This window comes from Micromonospora sp. WMMD1076, from assembly GCF_029581475.1.
GTDB classification, from domain to species: domain Bacteria; phylum Actinomycetota; class Actinomycetes; order Mycobacteriales; family Micromonosporaceae; genus Micromonospora; species Micromonospora aurantiaca.
Genome location: NZ_CP120862.1, coordinates 2576240 through 2601645 on the forward strand (window position 1 = coordinate 2576240; position 25406 = coordinate 2601645).

Annotated in this window: 28 protein-coding genes; 11 read left to right on the forward strand and 17 right to left on the reverse strand. The window is 73.1% G+C overall.

The window, feature by feature from the left end:
• Positions 1 to 79: 79 nt before the first annotated feature.
• The 3 genes from O7622_RS12535 to O7622_RS12545 all read right to left on the reverse strand — a co-directional run bounded on the left by O7622_RS12535 (position 80) and on the right by O7622_RS12545 (position 1606).
• Entirely contained in the window at positions 80 to 523 is a 444-nt protein-coding gene (locus O7622_RS12535) for a GNAT family N-acetyltransferase (RefSeq protein ID WP_282313503.1), read from the reverse strand.
• Between the two features lie 91 nt (positions 524 to 614).
• A complete protein-coding gene (locus O7622_RS12540) occupies positions 615 to 1292 on the reverse strand; it encodes a hypothetical protein (protein WP_282313504.1) in 678 nt (225 codons plus the stop codon).
• 53 nt (positions 1293 to 1345) lie between these two features.
• Complete coding sequence (locus O7622_RS12545; RefSeq protein ID WP_013284826.1) at positions 1346 to 1606, reverse strand: hypothetical protein; 261 nt, start codon at positions 1604 to 1606, stop codon at positions 1346 to 1348.
• 155 nt (positions 1607 to 1761) lie between these two features.
• On the opposite strand from O7622_RS12545, the gene O7622_RS12550 reads away from it, so the two are divergent.
• Entirely contained in the window at positions 1762 to 2037 is a 276-nt protein-coding gene (locus O7622_RS12550; RefSeq protein WP_282313505.1) for an isoamylase early set domain-containing protein, read from the forward strand.
• An 8-nt stretch (positions 2038 to 2045) separates the two neighbouring features.
• Here the strand turns inward: O7622_RS12550 and msrB are convergent, their stop codons facing one another.
• Complete coding sequence (gene msrB, locus O7622_RS12555) at positions 2046 to 2456, reverse strand: peptide-methionine (R)-S-oxide reductase MsrB (RefSeq protein WP_282313506.1); 411 nt, start codon at positions 2454 to 2456, stop codon at positions 2046 to 2048.
• 47 nt (positions 2457 to 2503) lie between these two features.
• Here msrB and ligD point away from each other — a divergent pair, with 47 nt between their 5' ends.
• Positions 2504 to 3529 (forward strand): non-homologous end-joining DNA ligase, encoded by a 1026-nt coding sequence (ligD, locus tag O7622_RS12560; RefSeq protein WP_282313507.1) that lies wholly within the window; start codon positions 2504 to 2506, stop codon positions 3527 to 3529.
• 15 nt (positions 3530 to 3544) lie between these two features.
• Here ligD and O7622_RS12565 read toward each other — a convergent pair whose 3' ends face one another.
• Genes O7622_RS12565 through O7622_RS29200 form a run of 4 tightly spaced genes read right to left on the reverse strand, consistent with a single transcriptional unit; the run spans position 3545 to position 4686 of the window.
• Positions 3545 to 3877, reverse strand: a complete 333-nt coding sequence (locus O7622_RS12565; protein WP_282313508.1) for a hypothetical protein — start codon at positions 3875 to 3877, stop codon at positions 3545 to 3547.
• 55 nt (positions 3878 to 3932) lie between these two features.
• On the reverse strand, positions 3933 to 4184 hold the full coding sequence (locus O7622_RS12570; protein WP_348774061.1) for a hypothetical protein: 252 nt from the start codon (positions 4182 to 4184) through the stop codon (positions 3933 to 3935).
• Positions 4172 to 4435, reverse strand: coding sequence for a DivIVA domain-containing protein (locus O7622_RS12575; protein ID WP_348774062.1), 264 nt, complete (start codon positions 4433 to 4435; stop codon positions 4172 to 4174). Before O7622_RS12575 ends, O7622_RS12570 begins: the two co-directional genes overlap by 13 nt.
• Complete coding sequence (locus tag O7622_RS29200) at positions 4432 to 4686, reverse strand: hypothetical protein (RefSeq protein WP_348774063.1); 255 nt, start codon at positions 4684 to 4686, stop codon at positions 4432 to 4434. The genes O7622_RS12575 and O7622_RS29200 overlap by 4 nt, the downstream gene beginning before the upstream one ends.
• Before the next feature lie 200 nt (positions 4687 to 4886).
• Here O7622_RS29200 and O7622_RS12585 point away from each other — a divergent pair, with 200 nt between their 5' ends.
• Both O7622_RS12585 and O7622_RS12590 read left to right on the forward strand, forming a co-directional pair.
• Positions 4887 to 5768: a helix-turn-helix transcriptional regulator gene (locus tag O7622_RS12585; protein ID WP_282313510.1), complete on the forward strand. Its 882-nt coding sequence runs from the start codon at positions 4887 to 4889 to the stop codon at positions 5766 to 5768.
• Complete coding sequence (locus O7622_RS12590; protein WP_282313511.1) at positions 5758 to 5955, forward strand: DUF397 domain-containing protein; 198 nt, start codon at positions 5758 to 5760, stop codon at positions 5953 to 5955. The genes O7622_RS12585 and O7622_RS12590 overlap by 11 nt, the downstream gene beginning before the upstream one ends.
• A 49-nt stretch (positions 5956 to 6004) precedes the next feature.
• Here O7622_RS12590 and O7622_RS12595 read toward each other — a convergent pair whose 3' ends face one another.
• Positions 6005 to 8758, reverse strand: coding sequence for a DNA methyltransferase (locus O7622_RS12595; RefSeq protein WP_348774064.1), 2754 nt, complete (start codon positions 8756 to 8758; stop codon positions 6005 to 6007).
• A gap of 2 nt (positions 8759 to 8760) precedes the next feature.
• A complete protein-coding gene (locus O7622_RS12600) occupies positions 8761 to 9009 on the reverse strand; it encodes a hypothetical protein (RefSeq protein WP_120570987.1) in 249 nt (82 codons plus the stop codon).
• A 216-nt stretch (positions 9010 to 9225) separates the two neighbouring features.
• Between O7622_RS12600 and O7622_RS12605 the strand changes: the two genes are divergently transcribed.
• Genes O7622_RS12605 through O7622_RS12620 form a run of 4 tightly spaced genes read left to right on the forward strand, consistent with a single transcriptional unit; the run spans position 9226 to position 16892 of the window.
• A complete protein-coding gene (locus tag O7622_RS12605) occupies positions 9226 to 12411 on the forward strand; it encodes an FtsX-like permease family protein (RefSeq protein WP_282313513.1) in 3186 nt (1061 codons plus the stop codon).
• Positions 12408 to 15131: an FtsX-like permease family protein gene (locus tag O7622_RS12610; RefSeq protein ID WP_282313514.1), complete on the forward strand. Its 2724-nt coding sequence runs from the start codon at positions 12408 to 12410 to the stop codon at positions 15129 to 15131. The genes O7622_RS12605 and O7622_RS12610 overlap by 4 nt, the downstream gene beginning before the upstream one ends.
• Before the next feature lies 1 nt (position 15132).
• Entirely contained in the window at positions 15133 to 16167 is a 1035-nt protein-coding gene (locus tag O7622_RS12615; protein WP_282313515.1) for an ABC transporter ATP-binding protein, read from the forward strand.
• A complete protein-coding gene (locus O7622_RS12620; RefSeq protein WP_282313516.1) occupies positions 16167 to 16892 on the forward strand; it encodes an ABC transporter ATP-binding protein in 726 nt (241 codons plus the stop codon). Before O7622_RS12615 ends, O7622_RS12620 begins: the two co-directional genes overlap by 1 nt.
• A 56-nt stretch (positions 16893 to 16948) precedes the next feature.
• Here the strand turns inward: O7622_RS12620 and O7622_RS12625 are convergent, their stop codons facing one another.
• The 3 genes from O7622_RS12625 to O7622_RS12635 form a co-directional block, all read right to left on the reverse strand.
• On the reverse strand, positions 16949 to 17401 hold the full coding sequence (locus O7622_RS12625; RefSeq protein ID WP_013284835.1) for a GNAT family N-acetyltransferase: 453 nt from the start codon (positions 17399 to 17401) through the stop codon (positions 16949 to 16951).
• 169 nt (positions 17402 to 17570) lie between these two features.
• Positions 17571 to 19175, reverse strand: a complete 1605-nt coding sequence (locus tag O7622_RS12630) for an alpha/beta hydrolase (protein WP_282313517.1) — start codon at positions 19173 to 19175, stop codon at positions 17571 to 17573.
• A 19-nt stretch (positions 19176 to 19194) separates the two neighbouring features.
• A complete protein-coding gene (locus O7622_RS12635; RefSeq protein ID WP_282313518.1) occupies positions 19195 to 20307 on the reverse strand; it encodes an ATP-dependent DNA ligase in 1113 nt (370 codons plus the stop codon).
• Positions 20308 to 20443: 136 nt separating this feature from the next.
• On the opposite strand from O7622_RS12635, the gene O7622_RS12640 reads away from it, so the two are divergent.
• The 3 genes from O7622_RS12640 to O7622_RS12650 all read left to right on the forward strand — a co-directional run bounded on the left by O7622_RS12640 (position 20444) and on the right by O7622_RS12650 (position 21925).
• Positions 20444 to 20656, forward strand: coding sequence for a hypothetical protein (locus tag O7622_RS12640; protein WP_282313519.1), 213 nt, complete (start codon positions 20444 to 20446; stop codon positions 20654 to 20656).
• A 186-nt stretch (positions 20657 to 20842) separates the two neighbouring features.
• The gene (locus O7622_RS12645; RefSeq protein ID WP_282313520.1) at positions 20843 to 21265 is read left to right on the forward strand and encodes an SRPBCC family protein; all 423 of its coding nucleotides are present in this window, start codon (positions 20843 to 20845) and stop codon (positions 21263 to 21265) included.
• 138 nt (positions 21266 to 21403) lie between these two features.
• Positions 21404 to 21925 (forward strand): DUF1990 domain-containing protein, encoded by a 522-nt coding sequence (locus O7622_RS12650; RefSeq protein WP_282313521.1) that lies wholly within the window; start codon positions 21404 to 21406, stop codon positions 21923 to 21925.
• A 4-nt stretch (positions 21926 to 21929) separates the two neighbouring features.
• Here the strand turns inward: O7622_RS12650 and O7622_RS12655 are convergent, their stop codons facing one another.
• The 4 genes from O7622_RS12655 to O7622_RS12670 all read right to left on the reverse strand — a co-directional run bounded on the left by O7622_RS12655 (position 21930) and on the right by O7622_RS12670 (position 25332).
• Positions 21930 to 22844 carry a DNA-3-methyladenine glycosylase 2 family protein gene (locus O7622_RS12655; protein ID WP_282313522.1) on the reverse strand — a complete coding sequence of 305 codons (915 nt, stop codon included), beginning with the start codon at positions 22842 to 22844 and terminating at the stop codon, positions 21930 to 21932.
• A 151-nt stretch (positions 22845 to 22995) separates the two neighbouring features.
• Positions 22996 to 23652, reverse strand: a complete 657-nt coding sequence (locus O7622_RS12660) for a hypothetical protein (RefSeq protein ID WP_282313523.1) — start codon at positions 23650 to 23652, stop codon at positions 22996 to 22998.
• A gap of 205 nt (positions 23653 to 23857) precedes the next feature.
• Positions 23858 to 24637 carry a zf-HC2 domain-containing protein gene (locus O7622_RS12665; RefSeq protein ID WP_282313524.1) on the reverse strand — a complete coding sequence of 260 codons (780 nt, stop codon included), beginning with the start codon at positions 24635 to 24637 and terminating at the stop codon, positions 23858 to 23860.
• Positions 24634 to 25332, reverse strand: coding sequence for a sigma-70 family RNA polymerase sigma factor (locus tag O7622_RS12670; protein ID WP_282313525.1), 699 nt, complete (start codon positions 25330 to 25332; stop codon positions 24634 to 24636). The genes O7622_RS12665 and O7622_RS12670 overlap by 4 nt, the downstream gene beginning before the upstream one ends.
• Positions 25333 to 25406: the final 74 nt, after the last annotated feature.

Genomic DNA, 25406 nt, shown 5'->3' on the forward strand with positions numbered 1-25406 from the left:
CACGACGCCCGGACTGTCGGGAGTTGCCCTCTCCCGCGTGGCGGCTCCGCCCGCACGCTGCCACGAAAAGCGACAAACGTCAATGAGTCGGGTCGCGGCGCATCGGGGTGTGCGGGATGCCGTCCTCGACGTAGCCGGGGCCGCCGACCTCGAAACCGAGCCCCGCGTAGAAGCCGACCAGGTGCGTCTGCGCGTCGAGCACACACGGCCGGTCACCCACCACGGCGAGCGCCTCCGTCATCAGCGCGCCGGCCAGGCCCGCGCCGCGGGCCGCCGGCGCCACCACCACCCGCCCGATCCGTGCGACGCCGCCGGGGTCGGCCAGGATCCGCAGGTACGCGACCACGGCGCCGGCGCTGCTCAGCCACAGGTGGCGGGTGCCGGGTTCGACGTCCCGGCCGTCCAGTTCCGGGTACGGGCAGGACTGCTCGACCACGAACACGTCGATGCGCAGCCGGAGCAGGTCGTGGAAGGTGCTGGTGTCCAGGTCGGCGAAGCCGGCCAGGTGGGACTCGACGGGCATCGGCCCAGGGTAGGTGGCGCGTCTCCGGCCGGCCGTGCCCCCTGGCGCGACACGTCGGCTCGGCGCGCCGGCCCGTCGCGGCCCGTCGCGTTCAGCCCTTCGACGTGCGCAGCCCGGTGGCGGTGGCGGTGACGGCGCGCTCGAACCAGGTGCCGGTGTAGGACGCCGAGCGGGTCCACACCCCGACACACTGGGTCACCCGGCCCCGGTGCAGGCAGCCGTAGCGGTGCGGGAAACGGGCACCGTCGGGCACCGTCATGGTCGCCGACACCACCCGGCCCGGCACGCCCAGCCCGGCGGGCAGGTCTGCGGCGGTGTGTCCGGCGGTCACCTGGCCGTCCTCCTCGTCGCGCTCGCACGCCTCCAGCACGCCGAAGATCTGCCGTACCGCGTCCGCCGCTGCCGCCTCGTCCGGGTAGACCACCGTCTCTTGGGCGACCTCGACGAACTCGCCGGCCGGGGTGCCCTGCGGCGTGCCGAAGACCCGGGTGGACGCGACGAGCCGCCGGTCGAGCAGGGGCAGCGGTCGACCGCACACGACGCCGTCGTAGTCGAGCCGCTCGCTGGCGTACTCGGGGTCCTCGGCCAGGCCGGCCAGGCTTCCGGTCGCGGCGTACCGGTCGCGCAGCGCCGCGGCGGCGCCGCCGTCGGTGGGCGAGGGCGCGACGAGCGCCGGATCGGGGGCGGTCGCGGCGCCGGGCTCGGTGGCGGAACCGCAGCCGGTGAGGGTGGCGACCAGGGCCGCCGCGATGATCAACCGTCGGGACACCGGAGGGATGCTAGACGGAGGTCGATGCCGGTGCCACCCCGGGCACGCCCATGTCAGGCGGGGCGGGCGCCGACCGCGTCGCGTACCTCGGCGCCCTGCTCGCCCTCGACGGCGCGGGCGCAGTGGGCACAGCAGAAGAAGCGGCCGGAGACCTCGACGCCGTGCCCGACGATCTTGATCTGGCAGTGCTCGCAGATCGGCGCCATCTTGTGCACCGCGCACTCGAAACAGTCGAACGTGTGCCGCGACCCGTCGACCGTGCGCACCTCGAACGCCATCCAGTAGTCGTTGCCGCAAACCTCGCAGGCAGCCATACGAAACCCCCCGAAAACGGACCTGTCATCCGAGGGTTGCGCAGATGACACCTTCGAGCAACCGGAACCGGCGAACCTGATCCGGCCCCACGGCGAGTCGCTCCCGGCGTGTCGCGCGTTGACCCCTGTGACAGCCGAAAATCCCCGGAGGATTCGTGATCAAGCGCAACAAGCTCTTCGGCAACCAGACCCGGGTGACGTTCTCGCTGCCCCGGTACACCCCGGCCGGCACGGTCAGCGTGGTCGGCTGCTTCAACGGCTGGGAGCCCGGCCGGCACGAGCTGGTGCCGCGCCGCGACGGCACCCGTACCGTGACGGTCCGGCTCGCGCCGGGGGAGTACCGCTTCCGCTACCTCGCCACCGGCGGGGTGTGGCTGGACGACGAGGCCGCCGACCAGGTGGACGAGGCCGGCGGCCTGCTGCGGCTGTGACGCCGCCGTCAGCCGGCGCTGGGCTCCAGCCGCACCGAGATCGAGTTGACGCAGTGCCGGGTGTCCTTCGGGGTGAAGCCCTCACCCTCGAAGACGTGCCCGAGGTGGCTGTCGCAGCGCGCGCAGCGGATCTCCACGCGCCGCATCCCGAGCGTGTTGTCCGGGATCTCCTTGACCGCGCCCGGGATGGCGTCGTCGAAGCTCGGCCAGCCGCAGTGCGAGTCGAACTTGTCCTGGCTGCGGAACAGTTCCAGCCCGCAGGCCCGGCAGTGGTAGACGCCGGGGGTCTTGGTGTCGACGTACTCACCGGTCCAGGGCGCCTCGGTGCCGGCCTCGCGGAGCACCCGGAACTCCTCGGGGCTCAGCCGGACACGCCAATCGTCCTCGGTTCGGGGCAGTTCGTTGTCGGAAAGACTCACCGTTCCACGGTACGTCGGGTGTCGGTGGCATCGCATATGGTCGCGTGATGGCGGGCAAGGGTGCGGTCGAGGAGATCGAGGTAGCCGGGCACACGGTGCGGCTGAGCAGCCCCGATCGGGTGATCTTCCCGCAGCAGGGCTTCACCAAGGCCGACGTCTTCCGCTACTACCTGGCCGTCGGCGACGGGATCATGCGCGCCCTGCGCGACCGGCCCACGACGCTCCAGCGCTTCCCCGACGGCATCGAGGGGGAGATGTTCTTCCAGAAGCGGGTGCCGCAACGGGGCGTGCCCCCGTGGGTCCGCACCGCGCGGATCACCTTCCCCAGCGGCCGCCCGGCCGACGAGCTGTGCCCGGCCGACCTGGCGCACGTGGCCTGGGCGGCGCAGATGGGCACTGTGGTGTTCCACCCGTGGCCGGTGCGCGCCGCCGACACCGACCGCCCCGACGAGCTGCGCGTCGACCTCGACCCGCAGCCCGGCACCGACTTCGCCGACGCGGTGACCGCCGCCGGTGAGCTGCGCGGGCTGCTCGACGAGCTGGGCGTGCCCGGCTGGCCGAAGACCTCCGGCGGCCGGGGCGTGCACGTCTACCTGCGCATCCAGCCGCGCTGGACGTTCGTGGAGGTGCGCCGGGCCACCATCGCGCTGGCCCGCGAGCTGGAACGCCGCCGCCCCGAGCTGGTCACCACCGCCTGGTGGAAGGAGGAGCGCGGCGAGCGGGTCTTCGTCGACTTCAACCAGACGGCGCGGGACCGCACCATCGCCTGCGCGTACTCGTTGCGCGCCAACGGCCGCGCCACCGTCTCCACCCCTGTCGACTGGGACGAGCTGCCGGAGGTCGACCCGGACGACTTCCACCTGGGCACGGTGCCGGCCCGGTTCGCCGAGCGCGGCGACCCGCACGCCGGCATCGACGACGCCCCGTGGGACATCACGCCGCTGCTGGAGTGGGCCGAGCGGGACGCCGCCGACGGGCTGGGCGACATGCCGTACCCGCCGGAATACCCGAAGATGCCCGGCGAGCCGAAGCGGGTCCAGCCGTCCAAGGACCGCGACCGCCCCCGCCCCTGACACCCGCGACAGCGGTCAGACCGGTGGAGGCGGGCACTCCAGGACGGCGATCGAGTTCCCGGCGAACAGCCCCAGGTGCGGGTGCCCGGAGAAGATCCGCACCGCCTCGTCGTGCGAGTCCGCCTCCACGATCGCGTAGGCGACCAGGTTGTCCGTGACGTCCTCGACGCCCCGCGCCGTGACCAGCTTCTTCGCGTACAGCGGAGCGCCGGGGTCGACGAGCGCGCTCTCGTTCGCCTGCGCCCATGCCGCCCAGGCGTTCATGAAGTCGGTCTGCTGCTGTTCGTTGAGGTCGGCCTTGCCGGCCTCGTCAGCGGCGCCGTTGAAGAGTGCAAGGAACCTGCCCATCCCCGGATGCTACCGACGGTCTCTCTTCCGTCAGACCCAGCGCGCGGGCGCCGGGTCACGCGCCGCACGGACCGCCGTGGTCGTTGCGGCGGCCGCACCGGCCGGCGCCGTCGAGCCGGGCGTCGCACCAGACCCGGGTACGCACGAACTGGCTGTCCTCCTCGCTCAGCGTGGTCTCGCCGAAGTCGACGACAGTGACATGGCCGAGCGAGTCGCGCAGCGTCACCGCGAGGGCGGCTGCCTCGTCGGCGCTGGTCAGCGTGGTGGGCAGGTGGATGATCCACCGTTGCTCGGTCACCGTGGCCACCCGCCCGGCGGCGCGTCGGGGTCGCGGAGGCGGCAGGCGCGATGCTGGGACTGCCACTGCCGCAGCGCCTGGCGGACGCGCTCGGCCTCGGTCCGCGTGGTGACCAGGTCACGGCTCAGCCGGTCGAGTTCGTCGGCGACCCGGTCGAGGTGGTCGCGGACCTGGGCCGGGTCCAGGCCCCGCCAGCGCCTGTCGAAGTAGGCGGCGCGCACATGGTGGGGCAGCAGGCGTTCCCCGGTCACGTAGATCACCGCACGGGTGCCGTCTGCTCGGCGACGAGCGCGTGGACCTGCCGGTCGGTGAGCCCGCGCAGGTCGAGCACCCGTCGGCCCCAGCGGTGCAGCCGGCACGGGTGGGGTGCCCGGTCGTTGCGGCAGCGTGGTCCCTCGGGCCACTGCTCGGGTACGTGCACGGTGATCGCCCGGACCGCGAAGGCGACATCCTCGGCGGTGACATAGGGCGGAAGCGGAATGTCGCCGAGGATACTATCGATCGAGTCCATGGCTCTCCTTTGTGGATCGATGCCAGGCGCGGGGACGGATACCGGGATGAGGTTTCGGGTAAGGCATCCGCCCCCGCGATCCCGCCGTGTCCCGGCGGGCACCACAATGGTCAATTCACCTCTGGTCCGGGGCAATCTTTCGCGGCAGAATGCAGACCAAGGGATGAGGTGCCTTACGCGACAACACCGAAGGAGATGACGTGGACGACTCGGGAAGCACCGTCCCGCGTAGGCAGCTCGGCAGGTATTTGAGAGAACTTCGCGAAGGCGCGCATGTCACGGTGACCGCGGCGGCGAAGGAACTGGAATGGTCGGCGCCCCGGATCTGGCGTTACGAAACGGGCCAGGTGCCGATGCACCCGAACGACGTGGAAGCGATGTGCCGCGTTTACGGCGCGTCGCGAGAGACCATCGAAACCATGCGCTCTCTGGCCCGGGAAACCAAGGCGCACGGCTGGTGGCACAGCTACGGGGAGGCAGTAGAGGATTGGTTCAAGCTCTACGTGGGTCTGGAATCTGCGGCGACCAAGATCCGCAAGTATGAGGCCGATCTGATCCCAGGGCTCTTGCAGACGGTCGAGTACATGCGCGAACTGATCGCGGCAGACCAGCCTGGCTTGTCGGAGGCCGAGCGTCAGGCGAAGATCGATGTTCGGTTGCGTCGGCAGCGACTGTTGGCGCGGGCGGTACCGCGAGCTCCCTATCTCGACGTGATCCTTAGCGAGGCAGTGCTGCGCCGGCCGCTGCGGGACCGCGCGGCGATGGGGCGGCAGCTGGACGCGCTCGTGGAGAACGGGCGGCGACACAACATCAGCGTTCGAGTTCTCCCCCTGCAGGCGGGCTTGTCGCGATGGGCGTCCACCGGCACCTTCACGATGCTCGACTTTCCAACGGAGGTGCGGGCACCGGAGCCGACCACGATCTATATGGATGGCCCCTGCGGTGCCGTTTATCTGGACAAGCCACACGAGATCCAGATTTACGAAGACGCGTGGCGGTCGCTCATGGAGCGAGCACTCGATGCGGATGAGTCCCGTGAGTTGATCGGGGCGATAGCGAAGGAGATTGTCGATGGAGCGTGATGGAGCGTGGCGCAAGTCGTCTCGGTCCGGCAGTAATGGCGATTGCGTCGAGGTGGCCGGGTTTGCCGATGTGGTTGGCGTGCGGGACACCAAGGATCGGCAGGGGCCGGCGTTGAGCTTCGACCCGGCGGCGTGGACCCAGTTCGTCGGGGCGGTTCGCGCGGGCCGGTTGAACGACCGGCCCTGACCGCGACGACGGGTGGTGTCGGCGCACCGGCACCACCCGCCGCTCATGCTCACGCGACAGGCAGGCCGAGTTGTTGCGCGATCGACTGGCCGTCCCGTCCGGCGAACGGGTCGTAAGGGCGCTGGCCGGCGACGATCTCGGCGTTGAGCGCCATCAGTCGGCGACTGATCTCGTCCTTGTCCTGGGCGATCGACTTCGGCCAGCCGTAACAGGCGGCCACCGCCTCGTCCAGGTCACGGTGCAGCTTCCTCAGGTCGGCGTAGGCGCCGTCATCGACCAGGTTGTAGAGCCGGGTCAGGCCGATCTGTTCCTCCGCGCAGATCTCCTGGCGGCGGGCGATCATCCGCCGGCTCGCCTCGGCGACCCGCTCCCGCTGTTCGTCGGTCACGGGATAGGGCCACGGGAATGGCAGAAACGCCGACGTGGGCGTGTATCGGATGTCCCGCTTCAGGGTCGAGGACTGGGACCAGGCGAAGGCGCTGTGGGTGAACGACGACAGCACGCCCATCGAGTAGTCGTCATCGAACGCGAACACGTAGACCAAGTCGCTCGGGCAGGTCCACGCGTCACACCAGGTCAAGAGCAGTCGCTTTCCGACCCTTCCCGCGCCAATGTAGCGAGGCAGGCCCGATAGGGCGTCACGGACCGCTGTGTACGGCCTGCCGAAGCGCCACCAGTTCTCCCGTCGGAAACGGTCCCTGTTCGTTTCGCGTACCGGTTTGACCCGCTCTCGAACAATCTTGATCGCGGCTGGATACTTCATGGCCAGTTCCAGCGGACGATGACCGAAGTCGATGATCCACCGGCCCGGACGCTGCTCCGGGTGGTCGGCGATGTCCTCCCCGATGAGGTAAGGACGGACAACGTCTCGATAATCGGCGTCTGTGGCGACGAGAAGGGTCTTGGCTTCGACGTCGCTGAGGATGAACCCCTCACCGACCGGCGTCATGCCCTGGAAACAGCGCCCCTTGTTGGCCGGCAAGGCGGGGGCGTCGCCAGTGGACAACTCTGGGGGGCGCAGCTCGGCAGTGATGCCGCTCACCGGCTTGTTGTCCAGCATGAACTCGGTGGGCGGCTTGGTCGGCGCGTTCACCCAGTTGACGAGGCTGACGTGGACCTTCGCTTCCCCCGGCCAGGTCTGGCTGGAGACCGCGTCGGTGATGACGCCGCCGTTGCTGGTGACGTACTCCAGGCTGACAGAGCGTGCGCGGTTCTGGGAGATCGAGTTCGTGCCGACCAAACCGGCCCGCTGGCCCGGCTTGAGGTGCTGGTGGGCACGCCGGAACCAGTAGACACAGAAGTCCTTGATGCCGACCTTGAAGGTGATGGTCAGCCACTTGAGGTAGTCGTCGCCGTGGGCGTCGCGCATGAACTGTGAGCCGAGGAACGGTGGGTTGCCGACGATGCAGTCGGTCTCGGGCCAGGGCACCCGCAGGGCATCAGCCGTCCGGATGGAGGCGAGGCTGACAAGCGGCAGCGGCGGCTCGGCCGCGCCGTACTTCTCGATCATCTGCCGGTGGCCCATCCAGAGGGTGACCCGGGCGACGGCGGTCGCCATCGGCACGACATCGATGCCCTGCATGTTGCGGAGGGGGAAGTACGGCAGCTCGGTGGGGACCGGCAGGCCGGAAGCCTTGGCCAGCGAGGTGATCCGCTCTTTCAGCGTGTGTTCCAGGTGGCGCAGCTCCCGGTAGGCGACGTAGAGGAAGTTGCCGCAGCCGCAGGCGGGGTCGAGCACCCGGAACCGGCACAGCTCGTCCAGCAGGGCGACGCCTTCGTCCGGCGTGGTCACCGCGTCGATCCGGGCCCGCCACGGCTTGACGATCGTCGGCCGGACGATCTTCAGGATGTCGACCTCGTGCGTGTAGTGGGCACCGAGGGCACTGCGATCGCTGCTGAGGAAGCCCTCGATGAGCGACCCGAAGATGGTCGGGTCGACCTGCCGCCAGTCATACCTGCAGATCTCCAGCAACTCCGCTGCCTCTTCCCGGGTCAGGTGGACGAGCGCGGGCTTGTTGAACAGGTCGCCGTTGACGTACTGCGTGCCCTTCAGCACGCCCCGCCGGCCGTGGTCGTCGGGATCGTTGAGGGAGGTGAAGAGGCCGCCCAGCATCAGGTAGGACGACCACACCTCGCCGACCTCGGTGAGGAACTTGAGCGTCTGCTCGGTCGGCCGGCCCTCGATCATGTCGAAGTCCTCGGCGAAGAACAGCCAGACCATCTGGAGGATGAATCGCTGAATCGACTCCGGTGCGGCCGCCTCCCGGTCGAGGAGGCCCTGATAGATCCGGGCGACCGCGACGGCGGCGGATCTGGTCAGCTCCTTGCTGCTGTGCTGGAACAGCGGTTCCTCGCCAGCCAGCACCATCAGGGACTCGTAACGGTCCGGCAGGTCGGCGAGGCCGAATTCCATCAGTGGCGCGTTCGGATACTTCCCCGGCTCCCAGATCTCGAAGCGCTGGAACGAGCAGAGCACCACGAACCGGGGAGCCGGCCGCTCGGTCGCCACGTCGGCCGAGTTGTGCCAGTAGTCGAGCGCCTGCTTGCGGTGCTGAGGGAGTCGCGTGCCCTCCTTGGGCGCCTTCATCTCGACGATGAGCTGGCCCGGCAGGTGCAGATCCATGATTCCGGTGGACGCGTGGGCGTCCTCGAACACCGCTCCGGCGTCCTTGCGGTTACGGCCGTAGCACTCGAACAACTCGTTGAGGAAGGTCTGGGCCTCGGAGCGCTCCGTGCCGGAGTAGCCCTGCCACCGGTCGGCGAACTTGACCAGCGCCGACCGGATCTGCTCACCACTGCGCATGGTCAGAAGAGCTTAGGCGAATCCGCCGAGAAGTAGGCGCCCTGAAACAGGTCCTTGCGGGCGATTTCCAGGTTGCGTGCGGCCGTGTCCAGCATCCGCGCGAGATCGTCGCAGCCGACGGTCATGGACACCGTGCGCTTCGCCCGCTGGGTTCTCTTGATCGCCTGCTCGATGTTGAGCAGTGCCTCCGAGACCTCGCGGAGGCCGGCCTCCCGGGCGGCCTGTTCCGGGGTGTGGTCAAGATCAGACATGTGCGGTCCTTTCGGGGCCGAGCGGACCCAGCGTACGGCGTGGTCAGGGGTTCCGCGAGCGGCACCGGTCATGGCGTGACACACCCAACGGTCGCTCCCCGGGTCCGGGGCGCTGTGCGGTAGGCCGATAACGATCATGTAACGGGCGCGAACCTTTTGGCGGGCGTCACTGCTCTCTCTCGGCATCGGCTCACCGGGGCCAGGAGAGGACGTCGGATGAAGCTGGTGTGGAGGCGGGCGATAGAGGCCCGAGGGCTGCTGCTCGCCGCCGCTGTCGCGGCACTCGTCGCGGTCGCGCTTGTCACCGGGCTCTCCGACTACAACCGCCGGGCGGTCGAGGCGGGTGCCCGGGCGGTCCTCGACGCCGCACCGGCCGAGGAACGCAGCCTGCTGATCAGCGGCTCCGGCGGCGCGGACGCCGCCGCGTTCGCCGAGCGGGACCGGGCGGTACGGGAACAGTTCGCGAACGGGCTCGGCGGCGCTCCGGTCACCGTGGCCGGGACCCGCTCCGGGACCGGTCGGGAGCTGACCGGTGACGTGGGTGCCGCCCGTACCGACGACGACCCGATGTTCGCCAACCTGGCCACGCTCGACGACCTGCCCGCGCACGCCGAGCTGGCCGCCGGGGCGTGGCCGGTGCCCGGCAGCAACCCGTTGCAGGTGACGCTGCCGGAGAAGGTGGCCGCGCAACTGAGCCTGGAGGTCGGGGAGCGGGTGCCGCTGCACGACCGGGGCGCGGAGCGCGCCGGCACGGTGGTGGTCGCCGGCACGTGGCGGCCGCGCGACGCCGCCGAGGCGTACTGGCGTCTCGCCCCGGGGGTGGGGGAGAGCCAGGGCGACGCGGCTGTCACCTCGTACGGGCCGTTCGCGCTGGACCCGGCCGACTTCGCCCGCACCTTCCCGGGCTCCACCTCGGCGGCCTGGGTGGTCGACCCCGACCTGGTGGCGGTCGAGCCGGCCCGGCTGCCCGCCGTGACCACGGCGCTCGACGAGATCACCGGGAAGCTGCCCGAGGCCACCGGCCTGGGCTCCTCGACACAGCAGGTCAGCCACCTGGACCGGCTCGTCGACCGGCTCAGCCGGGCCGACCTGGTGGGCCGGTCCGCGCTGCTCACCCCGCTGCTGCTGATCGTGGTGCTCGGCGGGTACGCGCTGGTGCTGGTGGCCGCGCTGCTCAACGAGGACCGGCGGGCGCAGACCGCGCTGCTGCGGGCCCGGGGCGCCGCCCGGGGGCAGATCGCCGGGCTGGCCGTACGCGAGGCGACGCTCGTGGTGGCGCCGGCGCTGCTGCTGGCCCCGGCGCTGACCGGGCAGGCGATCCACTACCTGGGTGCGGACCTGGGACTGGCCGACGGCGACCTGGCCCGGGTGTGGGTGGTCGCGGCTGGCGCGGCGGCGGGCTGCCTGCTCGCCATGGTGCTGCCGGCGATGCGCCGGGCCGGCACGTACGTCGCCGACATGGCGGCCCGGTCCCGGCCCTCCCGGGGTGCGGCGGTGCAGCGGGCGAGCGTCGACGTGGCGCTCGTGGCCCTGGCGGTGCTCGCCTGGACCCAGTTGCGGCAGTACTCATCGCCGCTCGCAGGCGCGAACGGCAGCCTCGGCATCGACCCGCTGCTGGCCGCCGCGCCCACCATCGGCGTGCTCGCCGGCGCGGTGATCGCGCTGCGGCTGCTGCCGCCGACCACCCGGATCGCGGAACGCATCGTCGACCGGCGGACCTGGAACGCCACCATGTTCGGCATGTGGCAGGCGGGCCGACGTCCGCACGCCGGTCCGGTGCTGCTGCTCGCGCTCGCCGTCGGCGGCAGCACGCTCGCCTGGTCGCTCGTCGCCTCCTGGGAACGCTCGCAGCGCGACCAGGCGCAGCACACGGTCGGCGCGGACCTGCGGCTGACCGAACGGGACGGCACCGCCCCGGTGGACCGGGCCGCCCAGCTGGCCGCCGTACCGGGCGTGGAGCGGATGCTGCCCGCGTGGCGCGACGACGTACGCGTGGGCCGCGAGGCCCGGCCCGCCACAGTGGTGGCGCTGGACGCCGCCGCCGCGAAGGGGATGATCCGGCTCGACGACACCGGCGGCGACGCGCCCACCGGCACCCTGCTGGACCGGCTGGCGGGCGGCCGGACCGCTCCGGTCGGCGGCGTCCTGCCCGAGGGGGCGAAGACGCTGTCCGGCACCGTGCGCACCCCGGTCGAGAGCGTGTTCGAGCGGCCCCGGGTGGCGGTGACCGCGTTGTTCACCACCGACGCCGGGGCCACCTGGCGGGTCCGGCTGGCCGAGGCGGGCGGCGACGGCAAGCCGCTGCGCTTCTCGGTGCCGCTGCCCGACAGCGGCGGCGTCCCGCTGCGCCTGGCCGGCTTCGAGGCCGACGGCGGCGACGCCACCGGCAGCTCGTACCGGCTGCTCCTGGACGAGCTGCGCCTCACCGACGCCGCCGGGGCGGCCCTGAAGCTGCCGGTGGAGGGGTCCTGGCGGGTGATCGACCCGGGCTCCGGACCGGGCGGCACCGCCACGGCGAGTCCGACCCGGGTCGACGGGGTGCAGGGCTTCGACGTGCCCGCCGGGCTGTTGCAGTTCGCCCGCGTGCCCTCGTCCCGGTTCGCGCTGGTGCCGCAGGTGCCGGACGGTCCGGTGCCGGTGCTCGTCACCCCCGGCGTGGCCGCCGCGATGAGCGTCGAGACCGGCGACACCGTCAAGTTGTCGGTCGCCGAGGTGACGCTCGATGTCACAGTGGTCGGCCAGGTCGCCGCGGTGCCCGGCACCGGGGGCGACGGAGTGCTGGTGGATCTGCCCACCGCCACCACGCAGCTCCTCGAACGCAGCGGCGGCGTCCGGCCGGTGGCCGAGTGGTGGCTGGACACCACGCCCGGCGGGCACACCGCCGCCGCGGACGCGCTCGCCTCGACCGGCGGCACGGTGCTGCTGGACCGGCGGGCGGTGGCCGCGGAGGCCGCCGAGGATCCGTACTGGCAGGGCGCGCGTACCGGGCTGCTGGCCGCCGCGCTCGGCTCGGTGCTGCTCGCCCTGGTCGGCCTGGCGGTCGACGTCTGGGCCACCACCCGCCGACGGCTCACCGAGTTCGCCGTGTTCAACACGCTCGGCGCGAACACCCGGCTGCTCGCCCGCGCGTACCTCGCGGAACAGACGTTCCTGGCCGCGATCGGCGTCGGCGTCGGCATGCTCGTCGGCGCTCTCGTCGCGGCCACCATGGTGCCGCTGGTGATCCTCACCCCGGCCGCCGGCCGGCCGGTGCCCGAGGCGGCCTTCACAGTGCCCTGGGTGCCGATCGGGGCGACGGCCGCCGGGTTGCTCCTCGCCGCGCTCGCCTTCGCCGCCCTCATCACCACTGGCATCCGCCAGCGGATCGCCGCCGCGCAGCTCCGGATCGGAGGAGAACGATGAGCCTTCCTGGTGCCGCGCGCCGGGTCCGCGCATACGGGGGGCAGTTCCTGCTGCTCGCCGTCCTGACCCTGGTGACCGCCCTGCTGATCACCGGGGTGCCCCGGGTCGCCGACCGGCTGACCGGGCAGGGGCTCACCGAGTACGTCGCCGGCCAGCCGGTGGCCCGCCGCGACCTCACGTACAGCACCGCGCCGGACGTCGTGTCGCCCTCGGACCAGCCCGTCGTCGCCGGACGAGGGGCGCAACTCGCGGCGATCGAGGAGAAGATGCCCGCCGACGTGCGCGACACGATCGGTGAGCGCTGGTTCGTGGCGCAGACCGTGCCCGGACGGCTGCGCGGCCCGGCACTGAGCGACGACAAGGGACTGATCGACCTGCACCTGCGCGCCGGCACCGGCATCCGGGAGGCGGCCACCCTGGTAGACGGGCGGTGGCCGGAACGCGGCGTCACCCCGGCCGGCGCGATCGAGGTGACGCTCGCCGAGACGATCGCCACCACGCTGGGCGTCGCGGCCGGTGACCGGTTCCGCCTCTCGCTGCTGGACGCCGGCGGCGATGTGCTCAAGTCCCGCCCGGTCGAGCTGGTCGGCGTGTGGCGGCCGAACGACCCGGCCGACGGCGTCTGGGACACGCTGCCGTCGATGCTGACGCTCGCCCCGCCCGAGGGCGACGGCGACCCGTTCGTGGGCGTCGCCTACACCGCCGACGCGGGCCTCAACTCGATCACCGGCCGCGAATGGCCGGTCACCTTCGGCTGGCGGTACCGGATCGCCCCGGACCGGCTCGAACCGGCCCGGCTCGACGCGCTCATCGCCGGTGTCGACGGGCTGGAGCGCACCCGTCCCACGGTGGCGACGCTCAGCCAGGGCGTGGACATCCCGCTGCGGCGCTTCGCCGACTCGCTGGCCGCCGCGCGTACCCTGCTCGCGGTCATCGCGGCCGGGCTGCTCGCCACGCTGGCCGGGCTGACGCTGCTGGCCGCCCGGCTGGCCGCGCGCCGCCGCCGCGCCGAGTTCCACCTGATCCGGGCGCGCGGCGGCTCGACCGGCGCGGTGCTGCGCCGCGGCCTGGCCGAGTCGCTGCTGGTGCTGCCAGCCGCGGCCGGGATCGGCTGGCTGCTCGGCGGGTTGCTGCCCGGCACCGGGGCGTCGTGGCGCTGGGTGGTGGTCGCCGGGCTCCTGGCCACACTGCTGCCGCCGCTCGCCGCGCTCGCCGTCGGCCGCCGGGCCGGTGGCCGCACCGACCTGGGCGGCCGGTCGCCCGCCGTCCGGCTCACCGTCGAGGTGGCGGTGCTCGGGCTCGCCGTGCTCGGCGCATTCCTGCTGCGCCGCCGCGGGCTCACCGCCGGTTCGGTGGACCCGCTGCTGGTCTCCGTACCGGTGCTGCTGGCGATCGCGGCGGCGCTGCTGGCGCTGCGCGCGTACCCCTGGCCGTTGCGGCTGGTCAGCCGCGTCGCCGCCCGGGCGCGCGGCAGCGTGGCGTTCCTCGGCACCGCCCGCGCGGGCCGGGCCGCGAGCACCGGGCCGCTGGTCGTGGTGGTGCTGGCCGTCGCCACCGCCGCGTTCTGCGGCGTGGTGGCGACCGGCATCGAGACCGGCCGGGACACCGCCGCGGCCCAGGCCGTGCCCGGTGACCTGCTGGTACGCGGGGAGCGCTTCACGCCGGACACAGCTGAGAAACTGGCCGGACTGCCCGGGGTACGCGCCGTCGCGCCGTTGCTGACAGTGCCGGCCGAACGCCCGTACTCCGACCGCGCCGGGCGCCCCGCCCCGATCACCGAGCTGCGCGTGGTGCTCGTGGACGGGGAGCGGTTCGCCGAGGTGGCGCGGCAGGCCGGCGTACCGGTGGACGTGCCCGACCCGGTGCGGGCCCGCGCCGACGGGAGCACGCCGCTGCCGGCGCTGGTCTCACCGGCGGTGGCCGAGGAACTGGCCGACGCGGGGCTCGCCGACGCCCGGGGCGAGCGGCCCGCCTGGCTGGACGTGCAGGGCAACCGGCTGCCGGTGCGGACCGCCGCCACCGTCGACGGGTTCGCGCTCGTCGGCGACGGCGTACGCCGGTTCGTGGTGCTGCCGTGGCCGGCGCTGCCGGCCGACGCCCCGCACCAGCTCGCACCCACCGGTTTCGTGCTCGCCGGGTCCGGTGTGGACGCGGCCAAGGTGGACCGGGTGGCGCGGGACGGGCAGCGGCGCTACCTGCGCATCGGCGCTGTCGACACCGGGGCCCGGGCCCGCGCGCCGGAGGTGACGACCCGTGCGGCCGTGCGCGCCGACCTGGGCGGCACCGGCGTGAACGGCCTGCTGGTGTTCGGCTTCGTGCTCGGCGCCGGGGGCGGCGCCGCGCTGGGCCTGCTCGGGCTCGCGCTCGCGGTGCTCGCCGGGGCCCGCTCGCGCGGCCAGGTGCTGTCCCGGCTGCGCACCATGGGCCTGTCCCGCCGGCAGTGGCGCGGACTGCTGATGGTCGAGCTGACGCCGCTGGTGCTGGTGTCGGTGCTCACCGGAGCGGTGGTCGGCGCGTCGCTGCCGCTGCTGCTCACACCGGTGCTCGGGCTGCCCGCCTTCACCGGGGGCGTGGACGTGCGCCCGAGTTTCGAACCCGGCCTGGTGGGCGGGGTGTCGGTCCTGGCCATGCTGGCCCTCGGCTTCGCGATCACCGTGGAAGCCGTGAACAACCGCCGGTTGCGCCTCGGTGAGGTGCTGCGGCTCGGAGAGGAGAGCTGACATGACCGCGACCGCTTCCGGCCACCCGGGTCCGGCGCGTCTCACGCCGCGCGACGAACCGTCGTCCGCCGTACCGGATCTGGCGTCGCTGCAACAGCGTGCCGCCCAGCGCGCCGCCGAACGGGCCGGCGGGCGCGACCGGCTGCGCGGGCACATCGTCTGCGACGGCCTGGTGCGCATCTTCAAGACCGAAGGCGTCGAGGTCGTCGCGCTCCAGGGCCTCGACCTGGTCATCGACCGGGGCGAGCTGGTCGCGATCGTCGGCGCGTCCGGCTCCGGCAAGTCGACGCTGCTGAACATCCTGTCCGGGCTGGACACCCCGACCGCGGGCATCGCCCGGGTCGCCGACTACGACCTGCTGTCGCTGTCGAACAAGCGGCGGCTCGCGTACCGGCGGGACATGGTCGGCTTCATCTGGCAGCAGACCAGCCGCAACCTGCTGCCCTACCTGACCGCGCTGGAGAACGTGGAACTGCCGATGAAGCTCGCCGGTCGGGCCGGCGGAGGGCGCGGGCGGCGGGAACGGGCCCGCGAACTGCTGGACATGGTGGGCGTCGGCTACTGCGCCGACCGCCGGCCGGGCCAGATGAGCGGCGGCGAGCAGCAGCGCTGCGCGGTCGCCGTGGCGGTGGCCAACGACCCGGAGATCCTGTTCGCCGACGAGCCGACCGGTGAGCTGGACGAGGCCACCGGCGCCGAGGTGTTCGCCGCGCTGCGCACCATCAACGCCGAACTGGGGGTCACCATCGTGGTGGTCACCCACGACCACGCCGTGGCCGGCCAGGTCCGCCGTACCGTCGCGATCCGCGACGGCCGGACCGCCTCCGAGGTACGCCGGACCGCGCGCGTCACCGCCGACGGCGGCACCGAGATGGTCAGCGAGGAGTACGCGGTGCTGGACCGCACCGGCCGGATGCAACTGCCGGCGCAGTTCGTGGAGGCGCTGTCCCTGCGCGACCGGGTCCGGCTCGACCTGGAACCCGACCACGTCGAGGTGCGCCCCGGCGACCGGGCGCACGGCGAGGAGAGTGAGTGATGACCGACCGGACAGTGGTGCTGTCGGCGGTGCCGGCGTCGGCCGTCGAGGACGTGGTCCGGGTCGAGGGGGTGAGCCGCACCTTCGGCAAGGGTGAGCACGCAGTGCACGCGGTGCGGGACGTCTCGTTCACCGCGGGACGCGGCGAGCTGGTCGCCGTCCGGGGCCGCTCCGGCGCCGGCAAGACCACGCTGCTGAACCTGGTCGGCGGCCTGGACCGGCCGGACGCCGGGCGGATCCGGGTGGCCGGGCACGACGTCACAGCGGCAGGCGAGCGTGAGCTGCTGTCGTTGCGCCGGGGCACGATCGCGTTCGTGTTCCAGACGTTCGGCCTGGTGCCGATCCTGTCCGCGGCGGAGAACGTCGGGGTGCCGCTGCGGCTGGCCAGGGTGCCGGCGGCCGAACGGGAGCAGCGGGTCGCGGTGCTGCTGGAACTGGTCGGGCTGGGCGGGCACGCGGGGCAGCGCCCGTACGAGCTGTCCGGCGGCCAGCAGCAGCGGGTGGCGGTGGCCCGGGCGCTGGCGAACGAGCCGGACCTGCTGATCGCCGACGAGCCGACCGGCCAGCTCGACTCCGAGACCGGGCGGTCGATCATGGACCTGCTCCGGGCGGTGGTGCACGCCCGGGGCATGACAGCGCTCGTGGCCACGCACGACCCGGCGCTGATCGAGCTGGCCGACCGTACGCTCACGCTGCGTGACGGCCGGCTGGTGCCGGAGGACTGACCCGGGCACCGGGCCGCGCACCGTCGGGTGGCGGCCCGGTGCGGGTCACGGCCCGGTCAGAGCGCCAGCTTCATACCCTCGTGGCTGGCGACGAAGCCCAGGTCGCGGTAGAACCGGTGCGCGTCGGCGCGCTGCTTGTCCGTGGTGAGCTGCACCAGCGCGCAGCCGTGCTCGCGGGCCCTGTCGATCGCCCAGCGCATCATCGTCCGGCCCAGACCGCGGCCGCGCCGGTCGGAGCGGACCCGCACCGACTCGATCAGGCAGCGTTCGGCGCCGTGCCGGCCCAGCCCCGGGATGTACGTGAGCTGGAAACAGCCCACCAGTTCCCCGCCGTCGTCGGCGACGATCAGGTGGTTGCGCGGGTCCGCGTCGAGGTCGGCGAAGGCCCGCTCGTACGCCTCGTCCACCTCGGGCAGGTCGCGGGTGCGGCCCAGCACGTCGTCGGCGAGCAGCGCGAGCACGGCGGGCAGGTCGGCGCGGACCGCCTCCCGGAAGATCACCTCGGTCACCGGGCCAGCCTGGCACAGCGCCGCGCGCCGGTGTGGCCGGGCGGCGTCAGCCGTCGTCCAGCCAGCTCCACGGCGCCCACCACCGGTGCACGGTCTCCGGCACCGTGCACCGGGCGCCCTCCTCGACCGGTGGCCCGCCGGTCAGCCCGCGCAACCGCCGGTCGCGCCGTCACCGGGCGGGGCAGCGCAGCCCCTCCCGGGGGACGGTGAGCGAGATCAGGTACGCGTCGACTGCCGACGTCACGCACGACGTCTGCGGGTAGGCGGTGTGCCCCTCGCCCTCCCAGGTCAGCACCCGTCCCACGCCGAGCATCGACGCGAGCGCGGGCGTCTGCTCGTACGGCGTGGCCGGGTCACCGGTGGTGCCGACCACCAGGATCGGCGGGGCGCCGTCCGCCCTGCCGGTCGGGTACGGATCCCGCTCGCCCGGCCACTCCACGCAGCCCAGCATCCCCACCGCCAGGGCGGGACCGAACAGCGGATACTTCTGCCGCCACTGCGACTGCAGCGAGCGGACCTGCTCGCGCGACGGCTTCTCGGTCTCGTCGGCGCAGTTGACCGCCAGGTTGGCGTCGAACAGGTTCGAGTAGTGCCCGTCGGGCTCGCGGCCCGCGTACGCGTCGGCCAGCTTGAACACGCCGTCCGGGTCGCCGCCCTGGAGGTCGTCGATCGCCCGGGCCAGTTCCTGCCAGCCCTGCTCGGTGTAGAGCGACGAGATCACCGCGTAGAAGACCCAGCCGGCGGTGGCCTTGCGGCCGTCCTGCGCGCGTACCGGAGAGACCTTCGCCTTGGCGATCGCGTCGGTGACCGCACCGCGGGCGTCCGGGGCGATCGGGCAGCGGCCGGCGTTCGCCGCGCACCACCTGGTGAAGTTGTCGAACGCCCGCTCGAAGCCCTTCGCCTGGCTCTCCGACCCGGCGATCAGCTTCTGCCGCGGGTCGACAGCGCCGTCGAGCACCAGGGCGCGCACGCGCTGCGGGTAGAGCTGCGCGTAGGTGGCGCCGAGCAGCGTGCCGTAGGAGTAGCCGAGGTACGTCAGCTTGTCGTCGCCGACCGCCGCGCGGACCGCGTCCATGTCCCGCGCGGCCTGCTCGGTGCCGTAGAGCGGGAGCTGGTCGCCGTACTTCGCGCCGCACCGCTCGCCGACACGCCGGTTGAGGCCGACGAAGCCGTCGAACGACGACTGGCTCTCCGGGTCGGGGTCGTAGCCGAAGCTGGCGTCCAGGTCGGCGTCGGAGATGCACTTGACCGGGCTGGACCGGGCCACGCCGCGCGGGTCGAAGCCGACGATGTCGAACCGGTCGGTGATCGCCGTCGGCAGGCCGCCGAACGCCGGGCCGAAGGACAGGTAGACGGCGGTGTCGATGCCGGACGCGCCGGGGCCGCCCGGGTTGATGACCAGCGACCCGATCCGGTCACGCTGCTTGGTCGAGCGCGCCCGGATCAGCGCGATCTCGAACGTCTCACCGGCACCCGGCCCGGCGGTCGCGCCGGTGGTGGCCCCGGTGCCCCAGTTGCGCGGCACGGCGATCCGGGCGCAGTCGTAGCGCATGTCCGCCGCGCCCCGGCCGACCAGCTCGTCGGGCACCTCCGGGCAGGCCCGCCACTCCGGCGCGGTGCCCGGCGGGGCGGCCTCACCCTCGCTCTCGGCGCGCGGGGCGAACGCCGGCAGCGTGCAGCCGGCGGTGAGCACCACCGCCGCGACGAACGAGGCCAGGACGGGCCGGAACCGGCGGGTCCGGTCGGGGAAGCGGGTCACGTGGGCGCCCTCCATGATCGTGTCGACCGTCAGGCTACGCCCGGCCGCGGGTGTCACCGACCGTCGCCGCCGGATCGCCGCGCAGCACCTCGTCGACGTCGTAGCGGATCGGGCGGTCGAGCTGGCCGTAGTCGCAGGAGCGGGCATCACGGTCGGGTCGCCAGCGCAGGAACCGGGCGGTGTGCCGCAGCCGGTCGCCCTCCATCGCGTCGTACGCCACCTCGACCACCAGCGCCGGGCGCAGCGGCTCCCACTCCAGGTTCTTGCCGCCGGTCCACCGGCTCACCCCGCCCGGGATGCGCTGGCCCCGCTCGTGGTCGCCGTGCACCCACGGGTGCTCGTCGCCGACGTCGCGGTAGGGCTCCAGTTCGTCGAGCAGCTCCTTGCGGCGGGCCATGGTGAACGAGGAGCTGACGCCGATGTGGTGCAGCACGCCGCCGTCGTCGTAGAGGCCGAGCAGCAGCGAGCCGACCACCGGACCGGACTTGTGCCAACGGAAACCGGCCACCACCGCGTCCATCGTGCGCGCGTGCTTGACCTTGAACATGAGCCGCTTGCCCGGCTCGTACGGCAGGTCGGCCGGCTTGACGATCAGCCCGTCCAGCCCGGCGCCCTCGAACACGTCGAACCAGCGGCGGGCCGTCTCCGGATCGGTGGTCACCTGGGTCACGTGCACCGGCGGGCGCACCCCGGACAGCGCCTGCTCCAGCCGCTCCCGCCGCCGGGGATAGGGCTGGTCGACGAGCAGCTCGTCGTCGATCGCCAGCAGGTCGAACGCGACGAAGTCGGCCGGGGTGGTCTCGGCCAGCAGCTTCACCCGGGAGGCGGCCGGATGGATCCGCTGGGCCAGCAGCTCGAAGTCGAGCCGCGGCTGCCCACCCGGGCCGTCCCGGCGGATCACGATCAGCTCGCCGTCGACCGCGCACCGGGCCGGGAGCTGCCGGCGGGCCTGCTCGACCACCTCGGGGAAGTAGCGCGTCATCGACTTGCCGCCCCGGCTGGCCAGCTCGACCTCGTCGCCGTCGCGGAACACGATGCAGCGGAAGCCGTCCCACTTCGGCTCGTAGGTCAGACCGGCATCGGTGGGCAGCTCGGCGACGCTCTTCGCGAGCATCGGCTCGACCGGGGGGTTGATCGGCAGGTCCACGGCGACCAGTCAACCAGACCCCACCGACAGTGGTGAGGCAGATCACCGTGGGTGGCCGGGCGGCGTGTCCCGTCCCGGCCGCGTTCGTCACCGCCGCCCGAATGGTGAGACCGCAGGTCAGAGCTACCGTCGCGGCGTGCCGGAGTGGAGTTGCGGATGCTGCGGGCGCTGGCGGGTCAGCGTCGAGATGGTCCACGGCCGCTACCGCTACCGGCTGGCGCACCGCTACCCGCCGGAGCACGGCGGCGGCGCGAACGTCCTCGGCGAGGCCGCCTCGGTCGCCGAGCTGGAACGCCTGCTGAAGCGGTACGCCCCGGTCACCCTGGCCGACCTCCGCGAAGCCGCCTGACCCCCGGGCGCGCCCCGCCCGGTGCCTGGCTTCCTCCTGCCCGGCGTGCAGATCTTGGACAGTTCTTGTTAGCTCCGCACGACAACTGTCCAAGATCTCCTTCTGTGCTGGGGGAAGGGGGAGGGGGAGCGGGGGAGGAGCACGCGGGCGTAGCCTGAGCTGACGCGGCCACGGGGAGGAACGCCGATGCGGTTCGTGGAGTCCGCCGAGATCGCCGCCGGCATCGACCGGGTCTGGGCGGTGCAGACCGACGTGGAGCGCTGGCCGGAGTGGACGCCCTCGGTCACCGCGGCCCGGCGGCTGGAGCCCGGTCCGCTGGCGCTCGGCTCGACCGTCCGGCTGGAGCAGCCGCGGCTGCGTCCGGCGGTGTGGCGGGTCACCGAGATCGAACCGCCGTACTCCTTCGCCTGGGAGTCGGCGAGCCCGGGCGTGCGCAGCCGGGGTGAGCACCGGCTCGTCGCGCTCGGCGACGGGCGGACCCGGGCCGAGCTGGCCCTCGTGCAGAGCGGCCCGCTGGCCGGCCTGATCGGATTGCTCGGCGGCTCGATCATGCGCCGCTACCTGCGGCAGGAGGCGGACGGGCTCAGGCACCGCTGCGAGCGGGACTGACCGTCTTCCCCAGCACCGCGAGCCGGTTGCCGCTCTCGTCCGGCCGGCGCGCCATTACCCGGTAGCCGCGCCGCGGGTACCGGGCAGGTTCGCCTCACCACAGCTCTTCGGTGCGGCCGTACCCTGGCGGGTGTTCCCGTGAACGAGGAGGTGACCGGCGTGCCGGAGCTGACGTACCCGGAGGTGGGCGCGACCCGCTACGGCGCCCTGCCGGACGGTTACCACCACCTGCGCCACCGGGTCCGGCTGCCGGACGGCGGTTTCCCGGTGGCGGCGGACGCGGTGCTGGGCTGGCGGCTGCACCGCGCCGCCGGCGTGGTGATGCGCGCGGACGCGCCGCGCGCGGCACCCGGGGTACGTGTCACGCCGGGGCTGGGCGTCGGCCCGGTGCGGCTGTGGGGTCCGACCGAGGTGGTCTGGACGGTGGACGAGCCGGACCGGGCCGGGTTCGGCTACGGCACGCTGCCCGGGCATCCGGAGGTCGGTGAGGAGGCGTTCCTGGTGACCCGGGGCGCCGACGGCGTCTGGTTCGAGGTGACCGCGTTCAGCCGCCCCGCCCACTGGTACGTGCGGGCCGGCGGGCCGGTCGTGCTGGGCTTCCAGCGGACGTACGCCTGGTGGCTGGGGCGCACACTGCGGCGGCTGTGCCCGCGGCGCTGACCGGTCAGTAGCGGGCGAAGGAGCGGATCGGGGCGCGCGGACCGTACTTCGGTGCCTGGACGCCTGCCGCCTCCAGCAGCACGCACACCCGGCCTCGGTGCCCCCGGAACGGCTCCAGCAGCGCCAGCATCCGGGCGTCGTCGCCGCGCGCCTCACCGGCGAGCGCCCACGCCACGGTGTTCGGCACGTGGTAGTCGCCGACGCTCACCGCGTCCGCGTCGCCGTACGCGATGCGCACCACCTCGGCGGCGGTCCACGGCCCGATGCCGGGGACGGCGGTGAGCCCCCGGGTGGCCTCCGCCGAGTCGGCGCAGCGTTCCAGCCGGTCCGCGACGGCCGCCGCGCGGCGCAGCGTGTCGGCGCGCCGCTGCTCGACCCCGAAGGGGTGGAACACCCAGTACGGCGTGGCCGCCACCGCGGCGGGCCCCGGCGGCAGCAGCAGTGGTTGCAGCGGACCGGGCGCCGGTTCCCGGAAGTGCCGCACCGTGGCGGCGTACGCCCGGTACGCCTCCTTGCCGGTGACCTTCTGCTCGAAGACCGCCCGCAGCAGCCGGGGGAAGATCTGCCCGGTGGCGGGCATCCGCAGCCCGTGGTGCGTGTGGGCCAGCCGGGCCACCAGCGGGTGCGTACCGGCGAGCGCGGCGAACCCGGTCAGGTCGTCGCAGAGCCCGGCGATCCGGTCGGCCCGGTCGGTCACCCAGGCCGCGCCCGGGCCGTACCCCTCGGCCAGCAGGTCGCCGGCGGACGGGCGCAGCGCCAGCGTGGCCGGGCCGTCCGGGGTGCGGGTGGCCCACCAGAACGTGCCGGCGGCGATCCGCGCGCACGGGTCGTACGGGCTGAACATGAGCGCCCGCACCGAGGCGGCCAGCCGGTAGCCGGCCGGCGGGCGCAGCGTACGGCGGGCGTCGGGCGAGGTCACCAGGCCACTCTGCCACGCGACCCGGCAGTGACGCCGGGCACGCCCCGCGTGCCGGGAGGCGGGCCGATGCCGGTGCGGCCCGCCTCCCGGGTTCGCGACGGTGACCGGCCGCGCCCTCCCCGGCGGCGACCGGTCACCGTGTCCTGCGGTGTCAGTACGAGTAGTCCGAGCCGCCGCCGGAGCTGCCCGAGCTGCCCGCCGCGGGCGGCGCGACCGCCTTGGGCGTGCCGGTCGGCAGGCAGGTCAGGTTCTTCTTGCCGTTCGGGTCGACCACGAACCAGGTGCCGCCGACGCCCTGGCCCTTCCACTGGCCGGGCTTCTTGTCGCCGATGTAGCGGTAGACCGGCCAGCCGCCGATGGTGAGCTGCCGGGTGCCGTCCTGGCGGGTGATGGTGCCGACCTTGTCGTCGGAGACGCCGCGCAGCTGCGGGTTGCCGTCGGTGAGCGACGGCGGCCACACCTCGGCGCACTTGTCCACGCAGTTGGACTGCGGCGGGTCGTCGGAGTCCTTGTCGAACCGGTACAGCACCCAGCCGTCCTGGTCGGTGACGACGCGGCCCATCCGGGGCAGCTTCTTGCCGACCAGCTCGTCGGTGATCTTCACGTTGGACGGGGGCGCCTTGTCGGCCACCGGCTCCTCGGGAGCCGCCGACGCCTCCGGCTCGGCCGCCGCGGTGGGTTCGGCCGCGGCTACGGCGACCGGCTCGGCCGCGCCCGAGTTCGCCCCGTTGTAGCCTGCTGGGGCGCAGGCCGTAAGTGCGACCATCGCGCTCGCGACGATGACGGTCGTCCGCTTGTGGTGTGCCACGTGCCCTCCTCGTTCTTGGCAGTTCGCCGAGTAGTACGGCCGCAGCGCTGTCAAGGTTGAACCCGCAAGGGTGGCACATTTCACAGTGGACCGATTGAACCGATGGACACCGGCGTGCGTGCGTCAGCACGAGGGGGTCCGTCGGCCCGGACACGACACGACGGCGCCGGGTGGCCGAGCCACCCGGCGCCGTCGGCACCACCGATCAGATGTCGTCCACGGTCACCAGCGTGCTGGCCACCCCGTTCGCGTCGACCGACTGCACCTGGAGCTTGTCGATGTCACTCACCGTTGCCGAGGTGGACGCGCTCAGCTGCAGCGGAAGCTGGTTCTGGTTCGTCCCGTAGCCGCCGCCCGGCACCGACCAGGTGGAGATCACCTCGCTCGTGGCGTTCTTGCGGACCACCACCAGCCGGCACGTGCGCGGCCCCGGCAGGCGGCTGAGCAGCACCCCGATCTGCGTGCCGTACTCCTTGCGGGCCAGCCACATCGTGGTCTGCACGCCGGTCCCCGGGTCGGTCGCGTTGTGCTGCTCGCCCTCGATCTCCTCCGGCCCGCCGACGCCCGGGTCGTTCGGGTTGCCCGGCTCGCCGCTCGGCGCCACGGACGGCGCGGCCTGCGTCGGCACCGCCTGCGGCGGCGCCGGATCGTCGCCGAGCATCCCGGCCGCCGCCGCGCTCGCGCCGCCGAACACCACCACGGCCGCCGCTGTCGCCAGCAACTGCCGCACCCGGGTACGACGGCGGTCCCGCCGTACCGCCATCAGCGTCCGGTCCAGCAGCGCCGGATCGGTGTGCGTCTGCTCCAGCGCGGCCATCGCCTCGCCGTCGATGCCGGAGAGCAGTCCCACCACCGGGACCATCGTCTCCAGTTCCGCAGCGCAGGCCCAGCAGGTGGCCAGATGCTCCTCGAACCGCTCCGCGTCCTGCGCGTCGAGCACGCCGAGCGCGTACGCGGCGACGTCCATGTGATCGGCCCGGCTCATTCGGTCACCCCCCTCTCCTGCAGAGCCGTGCGCAGCGCGCGCAGCGCGTAGTAGACCCGTGACTTGGCGGTACCGAGCGGGAGCCCCAGCTCCTCGGCCGCCTCCGGCACGGTGCGCCCCCGGAAGTACGTCGCCACCAGGATCTCCCGGTGCGACTGGCTCAGCGTACGCAGCGCGTCCGCTACGGTCATCGTGCGCAGCACCCGGTCGGTGCTGTCCGACTCGGCGAACATGGTCAGATCCCGGTCGTACGTCTCGGGCGGGCGGGCCTGCTCACTGCGGTGCTCGTCGATGGCGATCCGCCGGGCCACTGTGACGAGCCAGGGGCGCAGAGATCCCTGGCCCTGCACGCCGAGCCGGTGCGCGTTGCGCCAGGCCCGCAGCAGCGTCTCCTGCACGATGTCCTCGGCGCGCTGCCGGTCCCCGCCGGTCAGCCGCATCACGAACATCAGCAGCGGGCCGGCGTGCTCGGCGTACAGCAGGCGGATCAGCTGGTCGGAGTGGCTGGCCTCGGCGGAGGTCGCCTGGTGGCGTCCGGGAGCGGGTCGCGGCGGCACCGGGTCATTCTGGCGATCGGTGGACCGGGCGTCGACCCCCCGGCCCGAACGCGAGGCGCGCGAGTGTGGTTGTGCCCGGGCGAACATCCACCCGGGCCGCGCCACCTCGCCGTGCCAGCCGGCCGCCACCGCATGCATGCAGACCTCCGCTGTCCAATGACATCAGCCGGCCCCCCACGGGCATGGCCGCCCGGGGATACGCAGCGATCAGC

Bases quoted from the DNA above. Each gene is read 5' to 3' on its own strand.
- O7622_RS12595 (WP_348774064.1), bottom strand. From the start codon at position 8,758: ATGCGCAGTGGTGAGCAGATCCGGTCGGCGCTGGTCAAGTTCGCCGAC.
- O7622_RS12630 (WP_282313517.1), bottom strand. From the start codon at position 19,175: ATGGAGGGCGCCCACGTGACCCGCTTCCCCGACCGGACCCGCCGGTTC.
- O7622_RS12545 (WP_013284826.1), bottom strand. From the start codon at position 1,606: ATGGCTGCCTGCGAGGTTTGCGGCAACGACTACTGGATGGCGTTCGAG.
- O7622_RS12615 (WP_282313515.1), top strand. From the start codon at position 15,133: ATGACCGCGACCGCTTCCGGCCACCCGGGTCCGGCGCGTCTCACGCCG.
- O7622_RS12535 (WP_282313503.1), bottom strand. From the start codon at position 523: ATGCCCGTCGAGTCCCACCTGGCCGGCTTCGCCGACCTGGACACCAGC.
- O7622_RS12645 (WP_282313520.1), top strand. From the start codon at position 20,843: ATGCGGTTCGTGGAGTCCGCCGAGATCGCCGCCGGCATCGACCGGGTC.
- O7622_RS12670 (WP_282313525.1), bottom strand. From the start codon at position 25,332: ATGCATGCGGTGGCGGCCGGCTGGCACGGCGAGGTGGCGCGGCCCGGG.
- O7622_RS12665 (WP_282313524.1), bottom strand. From the start codon at position 24,637: ATGAGCCGGGCCGATCACATGGACGTCGCCGCGTACGCGCTCGGCGTG.
- O7622_RS12590 (WP_282313511.1), top strand. From the start codon at position 5,758: ATGGAGCGTGATGGAGCGTGGCGCAAGTCGTCTCGGTCCGGCAGTAAT.
- O7622_RS12610 (WP_282313514.1), top strand. From the start codon at position 12,408: ATGAGCCTTCCTGGTGCCGCGCGCCGGGTCCGCGCATACGGGGGGCAG.
- O7622_RS29200 (WP_348774063.1), bottom strand. From the start codon at position 4,686: ATGGACTCGATCGATAGTATCCTCGGCGACATTCCGCTTCCGCCCTAT.
- O7622_RS12605 (WP_282313513.1), top strand. From the start codon at position 9,226: ATGAAGCTGGTGTGGAGGCGGGCGATAGAGGCCCGAGGGCTGCTGCTC.
- O7622_RS12600 (WP_120570987.1), bottom strand. From the start codon at position 9,009: ATGTCTGATCTTGACCACACCCCGGAACAGGCCGCCCGGGAGGCCGGC.
- O7622_RS12565 (WP_282313508.1), bottom strand. From the start codon at position 3,877: ATGGGCAGGTTCCTTGCACTCTTCAACGGCGCCGCTGACGAGGCCGGC.
- ligD (WP_282313507.1), top strand. From the start codon at position 2,504: ATGGCGGGCAAGGGTGCGGTCGAGGAGATCGAGGTAGCCGGGCACACG.
- O7622_RS12620 (WP_282313516.1), top strand. From the start codon at position 16,167: ATGACCGACCGGACAGTGGTGCTGTCGGCGGTGCCGGCGTCGGCCGTC.